Source organism: Pseudomonas sp. GW823-FHT02C05, from assembly GCF_058797595.1.
On record NZ_JBXAJU010000003.1, the window covers coordinates 697,844 to 711,777 of the forward strand.

The 13,934-nt window shown below is 59.7% G+C and carries 13 protein-coding genes; 8 read left to right on the forward strand and 5 right to left on the reverse strand.

Features of this window, described 5'->3' with window-relative positions; genetic code table 11:
• Positions 1–62 precede the first annotated feature (62 nt).
• Positions 63–1,304 carry a glutamine synthetase family protein gene (locus AC1RGE_RS19615; RefSeq protein WP_169892267.1) on the forward strand — a complete coding sequence of 414 codons (1,242 nt, stop codon included), beginning with the start codon at positions 63–65 and terminating at the stop codon, positions 1,302–1,304.
• 72 nt (positions 1,305–1,376) lie between these two features.
• Positions 1,377–2,750, forward strand: coding sequence for an MFS transporter (locus AC1RGE_RS19620; RefSeq protein WP_019092800.1), 1,374 nt, complete (start codon positions 1,377–1,379; stop codon positions 2,748–2,750).
• A gap of 59 nt (positions 2,751–2,809) precedes the next feature.
• Here AC1RGE_RS19620 and AC1RGE_RS19625 read toward each other — a convergent pair whose 3' ends face one another.
• From AC1RGE_RS19625 to flgA, 4 genes are all read right to left on the reverse strand, one after another.
• Positions 2,810–3,556: a flagellar brake protein gene (locus tag AC1RGE_RS19625; protein ID WP_011062749.1), complete on the reverse strand. Its 747-nt coding sequence runs from the start codon at positions 3,554–3,556 to the stop codon at positions 2,810–2,812.
• A gap of 96 nt (positions 3,557–3,652) precedes the next feature.
• A complete protein-coding gene (locus AC1RGE_RS19630) occupies positions 3,653–4,120 on the reverse strand; it encodes a flagella synthesis protein FlgN (protein WP_011062748.1) in 468 nt (155 codons plus the stop codon).
• Between the two features lie 48 nt (positions 4,121–4,168).
• Positions 4,169–4,486 (reverse strand): flagellar biosynthesis anti-sigma factor FlgM, encoded by a 318-nt coding sequence (gene flgM, locus AC1RGE_RS19635; protein WP_011062747.1) that lies wholly within the window; start codon positions 4,484–4,486, stop codon positions 4,169–4,171.
• A 151-nt stretch (positions 4,487–4,637) separates the two neighbouring features.
• The gene (flgA, locus tag AC1RGE_RS19640; protein ID WP_011062746.1) at positions 4,638–5,399 is read right to left on the reverse strand and encodes a flagellar basal body P-ring formation chaperone FlgA; all 762 of its coding nucleotides are present in this window, start codon (positions 5,397–5,399) and stop codon (positions 4,638–4,640) included.
• 75 nt (positions 5,400–5,474) lie between these two features.
• Between flgA and AC1RGE_RS19645 the strand changes: the two genes are divergently transcribed.
• The 6 genes from AC1RGE_RS19645 to flgE all read left to right on the forward strand — a co-directional run bounded on the left by AC1RGE_RS19645 (position 5,475) and on the right by flgE (position 10,501).
• Entirely contained in the window at positions 5,475–6,407 is a 933-nt protein-coding gene (locus AC1RGE_RS19645) for a chemotaxis protein CheV (protein WP_011062745.1), read from the forward strand.
• 43 nt (positions 6,408–6,450) lie between these two features.
• Positions 6,451–7,278, forward strand: coding sequence for a protein-glutamate O-methyltransferase CheR (gene cheR / locus AC1RGE_RS19650; RefSeq protein WP_011062744.1), 828 nt, complete (start codon positions 6,451–6,453; stop codon positions 7,276–7,278).
• Between the two features lie 251 nt (positions 7,279–7,529).
• Positions 7,530–7,937, forward strand: coding sequence for a flagellar basal body rod protein FlgB (flgB, locus tag AC1RGE_RS19655; protein WP_011062743.1), 408 nt, complete (start codon positions 7,530–7,532; stop codon positions 7,935–7,937).
• A gap of 3 nt (positions 7,938–7,940) precedes the next feature.
• Positions 7,941–8,384, forward strand: a complete 444-nt coding sequence (flgC, locus tag AC1RGE_RS19660; protein WP_011062742.1) for a flagellar basal body rod protein FlgC — start codon at positions 7,941–7,943, stop codon at positions 8,382–8,384.
• 15 nt (positions 8,385–8,399) lie between these two features.
• A complete protein-coding gene (gene flgD / locus AC1RGE_RS19665) occupies positions 8,400–9,128 on the forward strand; it encodes a flagellar hook assembly protein FlgD (protein ID WP_011062741.1) in 729 nt (242 codons plus the stop codon).
• A 29-nt stretch (positions 9,129–9,157) separates the two neighbouring features.
• On the forward strand, positions 9,158–10,501 hold the full coding sequence (flgE, locus tag AC1RGE_RS19670; RefSeq protein ID WP_011062740.1) for a flagellar hook protein FlgE: 1,344 nt from the start codon (positions 9,158–9,160) through the stop codon (positions 10,499–10,501).
• Between the two features lie 264 nt (positions 10,502–10,765).
• Here the strand turns inward: flgE and AC1RGE_RS19675 are convergent, their stop codons facing one another.
• Positions 10,766–13,657, reverse strand: coding sequence for a ribonucleoside-diphosphate reductase subunit alpha (locus AC1RGE_RS19675; protein WP_011062739.1), 2,892 nt, complete (start codon positions 13,655–13,657; stop codon positions 10,766–10,768).
• Positions 13,658–13,934 lie beyond the last annotated feature (277 nt).

The window sequence follows — 13,934 nt, forward strand, 5'->3', positions numbered from 1 at the left end:
CGGGCATTGATGAGATCGAATGTGTCACCGCGGATCTGAATGGCGTGCCGCGGGGCAAGGTAATGACCGCCGAGGGGTTCCTCGAAGGGCGGCGCTTGCAGATGGCGCGGGGGGTGCTGCTGCAATGCATCATGGGCGGTTATCCGCCAGCACGTTTCTACGGCAGCGACGACGGCGACCTGGCGCTCAATGCCGACCCCCGGCAGATCCACCGCCTGCCCTGGAGCGAAACGCCCAGAGCGCTGGCTATCTGTGACGCCGATGAGCTCAGCGGCGAGAGTTCGCGGCTCTCCACTCGTGGGCAGCTCAAGCAGGTAATCGCCCGTTATGCCGCCCTGGGCCTGGCGCCGGTGGTGGCCACCGAGCTCGAGTTCTTCGTGTTCGCGGCCAATGACGATCCAGCGCAGCCCTTCCGGCCGCCGGTCGGCCTGGATGGGCGCCGGGAGGAAGGCTATTCGGCGTTCAGCGTGAGTTCCAACAATGGTCTGCGGCCATTCTTCAAGGAGGTCTACGAAGGCATGGCCGCCCTGGGCCTGCCCCGCGATACCTTCATGCACGAGATGGGCGTCAGCCAGTTCGAAATCAACCTGTTGCACGGTGACCCGCTGTTGTTGGCGGACCAGACCTTCCTGTTCAAGCACCTGCTCAAGGAGGTGGCGCTCAAGCACGGCCTGATCGTGGTCTGCATGGCCAAGCCCTTGGCTCACACGCCGGGCAGCTCGATGCATATACACCAGAGCCTGGTGGAGATGGGTAACGGCCGTAACGTTTTCAGTGACGACGCCGGGCAACCTACGGCGATGTTCCGGCATTTCATTGGCGGCCTGCAGGCCGGCCTCGCCGACTTCACCGCCTTGTTCGCCCCCAATGTGAACTCCTATCAGCGCTTGTGTCATCCTTACGCTTCGCCGAACAATGCGTGCTGGTCCCACGACAATCGGGCCGCTGGCCTGCGGATTCCGGCCAGTTCACCGGTGGCGCGACGGGTGGAAAATCGTCTGCCGGGGGCGGACGCCAATCCTTATCTGGCGATCGCCGCGAGCCTGGCAGCAGGTTTGCATGGCATCGAGAACGAGTTGGAGCCAACCGCTGCCATCCAGGGTGAGTTCGAAGTGCCGGACAATCTTTCGTTGCCCTGTACCTTGCATGCGGCCCTGGAGCGTCTGAAACGTAGCCAGTTGGCCAGGGAACTGTTCGGCAACGAGTTCATCGAAGGCTACATCGCTTCGAAGACCATGGAGTTGACCAGTTTCTTTGATGAAATTACTCCCTGGGAGCGGCGTGTGTTAGCGGCCCAGGCATAACCGAACCGTCGCTGGTCGGGCCCCGGTTTGCCGGGGCTCGATACCTCATTCAAGGAGCCGCTCGGAACGCCGATGCGCCAAATCTGGAAATCCTTTCGAGCGCTTTATTTCGCGTCGCTGATGATGCTGATCGGCTCTGGCCTGCTCAGCACTTATCTGGCCCTGCGCCTGGCCGCCGATCATGTCGACGGGCTATGGGTGGGGGCCTTGATGGCGGCCAACTATTTCGGCCTGGTTTTGGGGGGCAAGCTGGGGCACCGACTGATTGCCCGGGTCGGGCATATCCGTGCCTACGCCACCTGTGCCGGGATTGTCGGCGCGGCAGTGCTGGGCCACGGCCTGGTGGACTGGTTGCCGGCCTGGCTGGTGCTGCGGATGATCGTGGGCCTGGGGATGATGTGCCAGTACATGGTCATCGAAAGCTGGCTCAATGAGCAGGCCGACGCCAAGCAGCGCGGGCTGGTGTTCAGCGGCTACATGATTGCCTCTTACCTGGGCCTGGTGCTGGGGCAGTTGATACTGGTCATGCACCCGGCCCTGGGCCTGGAGCTGCTGATGCTGGTGGCGCTGTGCTTTGCCCTGTGCCTGGTGCCGGTGGCCATGACCCGGCGCATTCACCCGGCACCCTTGCGCCCTGCACCCATGGAGCCGCGCTTCTTTATCAAGCGTGTACCGCAATCGCTGAGCACGGTACTGGGTTCGGGGCTGATCGTCGGTTCGTTCTACGGTCTGGCGCCGCTCTATGCCTCGCAACAGGGCTTGAGCACCGAGCAGGTGGGTCTGTTCATGGGTAGCTGCATTTTCGCCGGGCTGGTGGTGCAGTGGCCGCTGGGCTGGCTGTCCGACCGCTATGACCGGGCGCTGCTGATCCGCTGTTTCGCCTTGTTCCTGGCGGTGGTGGCCCTGCCCCTGGCGATCCTGCCTTCGGTGCCGCTGGAGGTCCTGTTTGTTCTGGGCTTCCTGTGTTCCCTGGTGCAGTTCTGTCTCTATCCACTGGCGGTGGCGTTCTCCAATGACCATGTGGAAGGGGATCGACGGGTCTCGCTGACGGCGATGCTGCTGGTGACCTATGGCGTGGGTGCGAGTATTGGTCCTTTGGCGGCAGGGGTGCTGATGAAGTTGTTCGGTAGCCAAATGCTCTACGCCTTCTTCAGTTTCTTTGCCCTGGTGCTGGTCTGGCGGATTCGGCCGAAGGCCGTGACCAATCTGCATCAGGTCGACGATGCGCCACTGCATCACGTGGCGATGCCGGACAGCATGTCCAGTTCACCGTTGGTGGCGGCTCTGGATCCGCGGGTTGACGAACAGGTGGTTCAGGACCAGATGCAGAGCGCGCCCGCGCCGGAAGCTGCGCCTGATGAACCTGCAGCGGATACCCCGCAGGCTGCGGATGAACCGCCTGCCGAGGAATGCGCCCGGGAACACCTCAGCGGGGCCAGGCCTTAGGCGCAAAAAAAACGGGCAGTTGCCGCAAGGCAGTGCCCGTTTTCATTGATGCCTTTGAGTCAGAGGTCGTCTTTATCGAAGCGCCGCGCTTCACGCTGCAGTTGATAGACGAAGCGTTCGACCTGGCGCTGTACCAGGCCGCTCATGTTGTGGAAGCGTACGCCGGCAAAGGTGGTGTCGATGCGTTCTTCGTGGTGCAGGTAACGCAGTTCCACCGGGGCCGTCATGCTGCCGAAGGGCAGGGCGGCGATAAAGCGCTCGTAAACCTGGCCCAGTTGCAGGCGTGAGGAAATATCGCCGTCGAAACGCAATTTGCAGCCGGTGGCGGAAATGTCCAGCAGCTTGCCGCTGAGGGGCGACTTGAGTTTTTCGCCGCTCAGTTCGATGTCTACCAGTTGTGCCAGCTTCAGGGCGGCACGAAAGGCGTTGCGGCGCTGGTGGTAGACCACTTCGTCCGGCAGGGTGGTGCGGTAGCAGCGGCCGCCGTTGGATTCGTCGAGGGTGGGCAAGCCGTTGCTTTCCCAGGCGATGCGTACGCCTTCATGAAAGCCTTCAACGCGAAACGGTTCGCCTGCGAGCAGGAAGCGTTCACCGTCGCGGGGGATCATTTCGTCGAGGGCGATCATGTTGCTATCGCGGTCCACTTCCACCAGATAGCTTTGGAAGCGCTGGCTACGCTCGTGGAAAGTGATGATCAGCGGGTCATGGCTCTCTTGCAGCAACCGCAGGTTGGAAGAGATCTCCAACGCAGTGGTGAGCACCTTGGGTGGCTGCGGAGTATCTTCCGCATTTGAGGCGTTGAACACGGTTCATCAATCTCCAGACAAAATACAACTACACGCAGGAGCCAGCATTTTGCCAGCATGTTTCACGGCTTGGTAGCGCGCGCTCATTTTTTGGGTTTAAGCCTGACTGAGTGGGCGTGGCTTCGCAAGCATTGAGGTAGAGCCGCGGGCGTCGTATAGGGCAGGAGGTTCGCCACCATTGAGGATTTTCAGCTGGTTGGCGGTGGTGGCCTGTTGGATCTGGATCGAGCGACCATTGAGCTCGTTGGCAGCTTGGCACTCGGCAAGCAATTGGGTCAGGACATTGCTCTGTTCGAGCAATTGCGCGCCCAGGCTGGAGTGGCTGGCCAGTTGCTCGAGCCCCTCGCGGTTGGTCGGCAGGTTCAGGCTGGCAAGAATTTGCGTGCGCTTACGGCCATGCTGTTCCAGCAAGATGACCAAGGCTTGCTTCTGCGCCAGGATATCTTCCAGCAGCGGCATGTCGCGGCCGTGGAGGGCGATAGACTCGGCGCGTAGCAGCTCCAGCAAGTGTTGCGCTGGAGCAAGGTCATCGTTGATCAATTGCAGTAGGTTGGTGTCGTGCATGGCTGGCCTTGGGGATTAAGCGTCCAAAAGCCTGGCGCAAGCCTGGGGCTAGCGCTGGGCTTCGAAGTTAAGCAGTTTGCTGGCTACGCGGTTGCTGTCGACCTTATAGCTGCCATCGGCAATCGCTTGCTTCAACTCGGCCACCCGGGCTTTGTCGACGGCAGGCTGATCACGCAGCTTGTCAGTGACTTTCTGCAACTGTTGAGCCTCATTGCTCAGGTGTACCGATTCCCCGCTTTTGCTGGTCTCGGCGGCGGTTGTCAGCGGCGTGGATTTGCCGGCATCACCGGTTTCCTTGCTGGTGCTGGTACGCGTACTGCCTGTCAGTGAAGGGGAGCTGTTTAAACGGCTGAAGTCGATGACCATGATGAAGTAAACCTCTGGGTATTTGGACGCTTGCCATGTTTTCGGCCATACCCTGAAAAACTTTAGGCTCGATTGTCGACAAACCAGGTCAGGTATCTGCGACCCTTTATCGGCCACAGTTTAGGGAACGCACGGCTTGAGCGCCAGCTATCTACATGGCCACTTCCACTTGCCCTGGCGCCGTGATGCGGGCCTTGATCACTCGTTGCGAATTGAGATTCTTGACCCGGATCTGTTCGCTCATGCCGCCGTTGGACAGCGCCTCGCCCGGCATCCGTACATTCAACGTGCCGCTGCGTGCCGATATCACCACTTGATCGCCCTTGCGCACGACTTCCGCCTGCTCCAGATGGGCCAGGGTAACGAGCTGGTCGGCGACCATTGGTCGGACAAGTTTCTGACCAATGGCTTGGTCCACTGAGGTGAGGTAGCCCTGATTGTTCTGGCTGATGTCCCGTTCGCGCAGCACCACGTCTTCCGGTTCGATGATGCCGGCGCGCTTGAGCGGGCGTGCAGTGGTGACCACCTCGCGAAACAGCTTGACCTGCGCCGGCACGAATACCGTCCATGGCGAGGCGCCTTCGCAGCGCACTTTGACGGTGACCCGCCCCAGCGGTTGGGCCGGGCTTTCCAGGTTGGCTGTCAATTCCTTGTCGCAATTGGGCATGCGCATGCGCGGGTCCAGCTGGTTGACCTGGATTTCATAGCGACCTTCCGTTTGACTGGTGGCCAGGTAGTCTTCTACCGTGAATTCAAGAAACCCTTGAGTGACGCCGATAAGAAGATCAGGCAGGGTGACCGAATCAGCAACGGCAGGGTTGCCGGGGTTTAAAATGCACAAAGCCGACAGCCCGCACAGCAAAGTGCGGTAGCGGGATGTCAGGCGTCGGAAAAATGTCGTTTTGGCGTTCATAACAGTTAAAAAGCAAGCGCCGTGCCGTTTAGCAATGAGCGTGCGTCGGATCTTAAAGCTTTGGGGAGTCTGGGCATGGCTGGTGTAATGGATTCGGTGAACCAGCGCACGCAATTGGTTGGGCAGAATCGACTAGAGTTGTTGCTGTTCCGTCTGGACGGTGGGCAGCTCTACGGGATCAACGTATTCAAGGTTCGCGAGGTGCTGCAATGCCCTAAGCTGACCCTGATGCCCAAATCCAGTCCTGTGGTGTGCGGTGTCGCGAATATACGAGGGGCAACCATTCCGATCCTGGATCTGGCAATGGCTACGGGTTCTGGTGGCCTGCAGGACCAGAGCAATCCGTTCGTCATCATCACTGAGTACAACACCAAGACCCAGGGTTTCCTGGTGCGCTCGGTGGAGCGCATCGTCAACATGAACTGGGAAGAGATCCATCCGCCGCCCAAGGGGACCGGACGCGATCACTACCTGACGGCGGTCACTCGGGTGGACAACCAGTTGGTGGAAATCATCGACGTGGAGAAGATCCTGGCGGAAGTCGCGCCGACCTCGGAGGCGATCTCGGCAGGAGTGGTGGATGTCGAAACCCAGCACAAGGCTGTTTCCCTGCGGGTGCTGACCGTCGATGACTCGTCGGTGGCACGCAAGCAGGTCACCCGTTGCCTGCAAACCGTAGGTGTCGAGGTAGTGGCATTGAATGATGGCCGGCAAGCGCTGGATTACTTGCGCAAACTGGTGGACGAGGGCAAGAAGCCGGAAGAGGAATTCCTCATGATGATTTCCGACATCGAGATGCCCGAAATGGACGGTTACACCCTCACGGCCGAGATACGTAATGATCCACGCATGCAAAAGCTGCATATCATCCTGCATACTTCGTTGTCAGGGGTGTTCAATCAGGCGATGGTGAAGAAGGTCGGTGCCGATGACTTCCTTGCCAAGTTCCGCCCTGATGACCTGGCATCCCGGGTAGTCGACCGGATCAAAGCAGCAGATCACAGCTAAGGGCACTCGCCCTGGCGGACATAAGATTTAAGAGGCGGCAGCATTGTCTACGGGTAATTTGGATTTTGAACAGTTCCGGGTCTTCCTGGAAAAAGCCTGTGGTATTTTGCTCGGGGAAAATAAGCAATATCTAGTCTCGAGCCGTCTCAACAAACTGATGGAGCAGCAAGGGATAAAAACCTTGGGTGAGCTGGTCCAGCGGATTCAGACCCAGCCCCGCAGTGGTTTGCGCGAGATGGTCGTGGATGCCATGACGACCAACGAAACCTTGTGGTTTCGCGACACCTACCCATTCGAGGTGTTGAAGAACAAGGTGCTTCCCGAAGCCATCAAGGCCAGTCCCAACCAGCGCTTGCGCATCTGGTCGGCGGCCTGTTCGTCGGGGCAGGAGCCCTACTCGCTGTCGATGTCCATCGATGAGTTCGAGCGTAGCAACATGGGGCAGTTGAAGATGGGGGTGCAGATCGTTGCCACTGATCTATCCGGGACCATGCTCAACAACTGCAAGACCGGTGAATATGACAGCCTGGCAATTGGTCGTGGCCTGTCGGCCGAGCGCCTGCAGCGTTACTTCGACCCCAAGGGGCCGGGGCGCTGGGTGGTCAAGGCGCCGATCAAGAGCCGGGTGGAGTTTCGCTCGTTCAACCTGCTGGACAGCTACGCCAGTCTGGGCAAGTTCGACATCGTGTTCTGTCGCAATGTGTTGATCTACTTCTCGGCGGAGGTCAAGAAGGACATCCTGATGCGCATTCACAGCACCCTGAAGCCTGGCGGCTACCTGTTCCTGGGGGCTTCCGAAGCCCTCAATGGGCTGCCGGATCATTATCAGATGGTGCAATGCAGTCCGGGCATCATCTACCAGGCCAAGTAGCCAGCAGATCGTCGTACCGAAAAAGGAGGCCATTGGGCCTCCTTTTTTGTGCCTGCAATTATCTGGCGCGCCGGCTGAAAGCGGCAGGGTGGTTGCCGCTTTGCCGGTGTTTCGCGGAAATCCATTGCCGCTTTTCTGGCATTGCCGCCTTGCCGTCGCCGGCAAACCCCTGAAATACGGGGTTTGAAGACTTGGCACGCAGCTTGCTATATCCGAGTTACGAAAAATCAGGTCACCCAAAGGTTTCCGCCATGAGCATCAGCTTCGATAAAGCGCTCGGTATCCATGAACAGGCCCTTGGCTTTCGCGCCAAGCGTGCCGAAGTTCTGGCCAACAACATCGCCAACGCCGATACCCCGAACTACAAGGCTCGGGACCTGGACTTCTCTGCCGTGCTTGCCGAGCAGAATCAGAAGGCCCAGAACGGTACCTTCGCGTTGAACATGACCAACAACCGGCATATCGAAGCCCAGGGCTTGAGCAGTGGTGATGAATCGCTGCTGTATCGCACCCCGATGCAACCTTCGATCGACCAGAACACCGTGGACGCCCAGCTGGAGCAATCGAGCTACGCGCAGAACTCGGTGGATTTCCAGGCCAGCTTCACGCTGCTCAACAGCAAATTCAAAGGGCTGGTAGCAGCCCTGCGCGGAGAGTAATCCATGTCCCTCGCCAGTGTTTTCAATATTGCCGGTAGTGGCATGAGCGCCCAGACCACCCGTCTGAACACCGTCGCCAGTAACATCGCCAACGCCGAGAGCGTCTCGTCGAGCATCGACCAGACCTACCGCGCTCGTCACCCGGTGTTTGCCACCATGTTCCAGGGGGCGCAAAGCGGCGGCAGCGACTCGCTGTTCCAGAACCAGGACGCTGCCGGCCAGGGCGTGCAGGTACTGGGTGTGGTCGAAGACCAGAGCAACCTCGAAGCTCGTTACGAGCCGAACCATCCCGCCGCTGATGCCAAGGGTTATGTCTACTACCCCAACGTCAACGTGGTGGAAGAAATGGCCGACATGATTTCTGCCAGCCGTTCGTTCCAGACCAACGCTGAAATGATGAACACCGCTAAAACCATGATGCAGAAGGTCCTGACCCTGGGTCAGTGATAAGGGGCGAAGACCATGAGCGTTACTGATACCACCAACGCCCCATCCCTCAAGGATATCCTGGCGAATTCGTCGAAAACGACGAGCAATACCAGTGCCGACGGCCTGGCCGCGGCGACCAACAGCGCCACCGGCAAACAGAGCCTGGGCAAGGACGCATTCCTCAAGCTGCTGGTAACCCAGCTGAACAACCAGAACCCGCTGGATCCGCAGGACAACAGTGCGTTCGTTGCCCAGTTGGCGCAGTTCTCCACCCTGGAAGGCATCACCACCCTCAACTCCTCGGTGAATGCGATCACGGGTAACTACAAGTCTTCCCAGGCCTTGCAGGCTTCGTCCCTGGTGGGGCGCTCGGTCATCGTGCAGACCGGTACCACCCAGGTCGACACCAGCAAGAGCATGACCGGCTCGGTCACCGTGCCATCCAGCGTGAACTCGGTCACCGTGACCGTCACCGACAAGGACGGCAATACCGTCAAGACCATCGACATGGGCAGCCAGAAGGCCGGCAACGCCAGCTTTGTCTGGGATGGCACCAAGACTGACGGCACCAAGGCGGATCCGGGCAACTACACCTTCAAGGCCAGCACCACCATCGATGGCAAGGGCACTGATCTGATCACCTACCTGCCGGCCACGGTCAATAGCGTGACCATCAGCCAGACCGGCGGCGAGTTGATGTTGAACCTCGCCGGCATGAGCAGCCCGATTGCCCTGTCCAAAGTACAAACCATTGGTATCTAGAGCCGACTAACCGGCACAAGGAGTGGAATATGTCTTTCAATATCGGCCTTAGCGGTCTCTACGCTGCCAACAAACAGCTGGACGTTACCGGCAACAACATCGCCAACGTCGCTACCACCGGCTTCAAATCCTCCCGTGCGGAATTCGCCGACGTCTATTCGGCCACCAAGCTGGGCAGCGGTACCCAGGTGATTGGTAACGGTGTGCGCCTGGCCAACGTTTCCCAGCAGTTCACCAACGGTGATATCAACAACACCGGTAATGTGCTGGACATGGGCATCCAGGGCCAGGGCTTCTTCGTGCTGAGTACCAACGGCTCCCTGACCTACACCCGTGCCGGTACCTTCAAGACCGACAAGGAAGGCTACATCACCAACAGTGACGGCACTGCCCGCCTGCAAGGTTATGCGGTCGATGCCAACGGCAAGATCATCAACGGTGTGCTGACCGACCTGCGGATCGATACTTCGAACCTGGCGCCAAAGCCAACCGACTCGATCTCCTCGACGATCAACCTGAACTCCGATTCGACGCCGATCGATGTGGGTGCGACCACTCCGGCGTATGTGTTCAATCCGACCGACAACACCACCTACACCAAGCAGTTCAGCACGCCTGTGTATGACACCCAGGGCAACAAGCACGTCATGGATCAGTACATGATCAAGACGCCGAACGCCAATGAGTGGCAAACCTACACGCTGATTGATGGTCGCAACCCGGACGGTACTGCATTCACCATGGCCAACCAGTCGCCGATCACCATGAAGTTCGACTCGTCGGGCAAGCTCAGCAGCATGACCCCGCCAGCTGCGCCTGGGACCACGCCGTATACCATTACCGGTAACAGCATTGTCATGTCGGCTGCGGCCTGGACCCCGGGTACCGTCACTAACGGCGTGTTCACTCCCAATGGCGCCAAGCCTGCACCTAACGGTGTCAGCATCGACATGACCAAAACCGGTTCGGTGTTTGGCGAAAGCACCCGCTCGGTGATCGCGCAGAACGGCTACTCCACTGGCCAGATCAGCAGCCTGACCATCGATGGCACCGGTGTGATGCTGGCCAACTTCAGCAACGAGCAGACCAAGCCGATCGGTCAGATCTCCCTGGCCAGCTTCACCAACGAGCAGGGCCTGCAGCCGGTAGGCGGCACTCAGTGGAAAGAGACCTACTCGTCCGGTATTCCAGGTTATGACGCGCCGAAGACTGGCACCCTGGGGGCGATTCAGTCCAACTCCCTGGAAGAGTCCAACGTCAACCTGACCAACGAACTGGTAAACCTGATCAAGGCCCAGAGCAACTATCAGGCGAACGCCAAGACCATCTCCACCCAGAGCACCATCATGCAGACCATCATCCAGATGACCTGATGCTGGTTGGCTGAAACGCTTTACGAAAAGCCCCTCCTCGAGGGGCTTTTTTGTGCCTGTTCGATAGTGCTGTTCGCTCTGCAAGAACCGCTGCCGCAGGGGCTGGCTTGCCAGCGAAGGCGCTCTCGGTGCAGTGCAAGGCTTCGGGCCTCTTCGCTGGCAAGCAGGCTCCTGCAGCTTTGTTGCGGGCAAAAGAAAACCCCCGATAAACCGGAGGTCTATCGGGGGTTGGGGCAGGTGCCCGCAGGCACCTGTCGGCTCAGCTTATTGGCAAGCTTCGCAATCCGGCTCGTCGATGGCGCAAGCCTTAGGTACAGGAGCTGGGCCGGCTGGAGCCGCGAGGACCGAGTCGTCACCGTGGTTGCCGCCGCTGGAAACAGCGTTCAGCTTGCCGGTGTTGATGGTGGACTTCTCGGTGCTGGTGGCGGCCAGGGCGCGGAGGTAGTAGGTGGTTTTCAGGCCACGGTACCAAGCCATGCGGTAGGTCACGTCCAGCTTCTTGCCCGAAGCGCCGGCGATGTACAGGTTCAGCGACTGAGCCTGGTCGATCCACTTCTGGCGACGGCTGGCGGCGTCGACGATCCACTTGGTTTCCACTTCGAAGGCAGTCGCGTAGAGCTCCTTGAGCTCCTGCGGGATGCGCTCGATCTGCTGTACCGAACCGTCGTAGTACTTCAGGTCGTTGATCATGACCGAGTCCCACAGACCGCGAGCCTTCAGGTCGCGAACCAGGTACGGGTTGATCACGGTGAATTCGCCCGACAGGTTGGATTTCACATAGAGGTTCTGATAGGTCGGTTCGATCGACTGCGACACGCCGGTGATGTTGGCGATGGTGGCGGTCGGTGCGATGGCCATGATGTTGGAGTTACGAATGCCTTTCTGTACACGGGCGCGAACCGGTGCCCAGTCCAGGGATTCGTTGAGGTCCACATCGATGTACTTCTGGCCACGGGCTTCGATCAGGATCTGTTGCGAATCCAGCGGCAGGATGCCCTTGGACCACAGCGAACCCTGGAAGGTCTCGTAGGCGCCGCGCTCGTCGGCCAGGTCGCAGGAAGCTTGGATTGCGTAGTAGCTGACCGCTTCCATGGACTTGTCGGCGAACTCGACGGCTGCGTCGGAACCGTAGGCGATGTGCTGCAGGTACAGCGCATCCTGGAAGCCCATGATGCCCAGGCCGACCGGACGGTGCTTGAAGTTGGAGTTCTTCGCTTGCGGCACCGAGTAGTAGTTGATGTCGATCACGTTGTCGAGCATGCGCACGGCAGTGTTCACGGTGCGTTGCAGCTTGGCGGTATCCAGCTTGCCGTCGACGATGTGGTTCGGCAGGTTGATCGAGCCCAGGTTGCAGACTGCGATCTCGTCCTTGTTGGTGTTCAGGGTGATCTCGGTGCACAGGTTCGAGCTGTGGACCACGCCCACGTGCTGCTGCGGGCTGCGCAGGTTGCACGGGTCCTTGAAGGTCAGCCATGGGTGGCCGGTCTCGAAGAGCATGGACAGCATCTTGCGCCACAGGTCTTTGGCCTGGACGGTCTTGAACAGCTTGATCTTGTTGTACTCGGTCAGGGCTTCGTAGTACTCGTAGCGCTCTTCGAAGGCCTTGCCGGTCAGGTCGTGCAGATCAGGCACTTCCGATGGCGAGAACAGGGTCCACTTGCCGTCGTCGAAGACGCGCTTCATGAACAGGTCGGGGATCCAGTTGGCGGTGTTCATGTCGTGGGTACGACGGCGGTCATCACCGGTGTTCTTGCGCAGCTCGATGAACTCTTCGATGTCCATGTGCCAGGTTTCCAGGTAGGCACAGACAGCGCCCTTGCGCTTGCCACCCTGGTTCACGGCCACCGCGGTGTCATTGACCACTTTCAGGAAAGGCACGACGCCCTGGGATTTGCCATTGGTGCCCTTGATATAGGAGCCCAGTGCGCGTACCGGAGTCCAGTCGTTGCCCAGGCCGCCGGCGAATTTCGACAGCATGGCGTTGTCGTGGATGGCGCCGTAGATGCCCGACAGGTCGTCCGGAACGGTGGTCAGGTAGCAGCTCGACAGCTGTGGACGCAGGGTGCCGGCGTTGAACAGGGTCGGGGTCGAAGCCATGTAGTCGAAGGACGACAACAGGTTGTAGAACTCGATGGCGCGGTCTTCACGCTGTTTCTCTTCGATTGCCAGGCCCATGGCCACGCGCATGAAGAAGATCTGTGGCAGTTCGAAACGCACGCCATCCTTGTGGATGAAGTAGCGGTCGTACAGGGTCTGCAGGCCCAGGTAGGTGAACTGCTGGTCGCGCTCGTGGTTGATCGCCTTGCCGAGTTTTTCCAGATCGAACTCAGCCAGTACCGGGTTCAGCAATTCGAACTCGATACCCTTGGCGACGTAGGCCGGCAGCGCCTTGGCGTACAGCTCGGCCATTTCGTGGTGGGTGGCGCTTTCGGCTACTTCGAGGAAGCCCAGGCCTTCGGCACGCAGGGTGTCCATCAGCAGGCGGGCAGTCACGAACGAGTAGTTCGGCTCGCGCTCGACCAGGGTGCGGGCGGTCATCACCAGGGCGGTGTTGACGTCTTTGAGTGCCACGCCGTCGTAGAGGTTCTTCAGGGTTTCGCGCTGGATCAGGTCGCCGTCGACTTCTTCCAGGCCTTCGCAGGCTTCGCTGACGATGGTGTTCAGGCGGCCCATGTCCAGGGGCGCGAAGCTGCCATCGGTGCGGGTGATGCGGATCGAAGGGTGGGCTTGTACCGGCTCTTCGCTGGTGGAGCGGGTAGCCCGTTCCTTGGCGCGGGAGTCACGGTAGATCACGTAGTCGCGGGCGACTTTCTGCTCGCCGGCGCGCATCAGGGCCAGTTCGACCTGGTCCTGGATCTCTTCGATGTGGATGGTGCCGCCCGAAGGCATGCGACGCTTGAAGGTTGCGGTGACCTGTTCGGTCAGGCGCGCCACGGTGTCGTGGATTCGCGACGAGGCAGCGGCGGTGCCGCCTTCAACTGCGAGGAACGCTTTGGTGATCGCGACGGTGATCTTGTCATCGGTATAAGGAACGACAGTGCCGTTACGCTTGATCACGCGCAATTGGCCAGGTGCGGTAGCAGACAGATCCTGAGTGGAATCGGCGGCCTGCGGCGCATTGGCCTGCGAGTTCTCGCGAGTTGTGTCGGTTTGCATGGGTGTCTCCACGTTCTCTATGTTTGTTTGGGCACCGTTTGGGTGCCCACCGTTCCGTCCTGAAGCACTACAGCCGGCAGAGGCCGGGCATAACGACTTCGGGACAGTTCAGGAAGGGGGCTATAGGCGCCGCTTCCATGCCGAAGTCATGGGTGCCGAGCCGGGGCTCGGCACCTTATTCCTGGTGGGTGACAGTCTTGTTGCTGCAACACCCGTACCGCTTTCTCCTGGACAGGGTGGAAAACGATGCCATCCGCACGCGCGGTCTTGGTCTTCT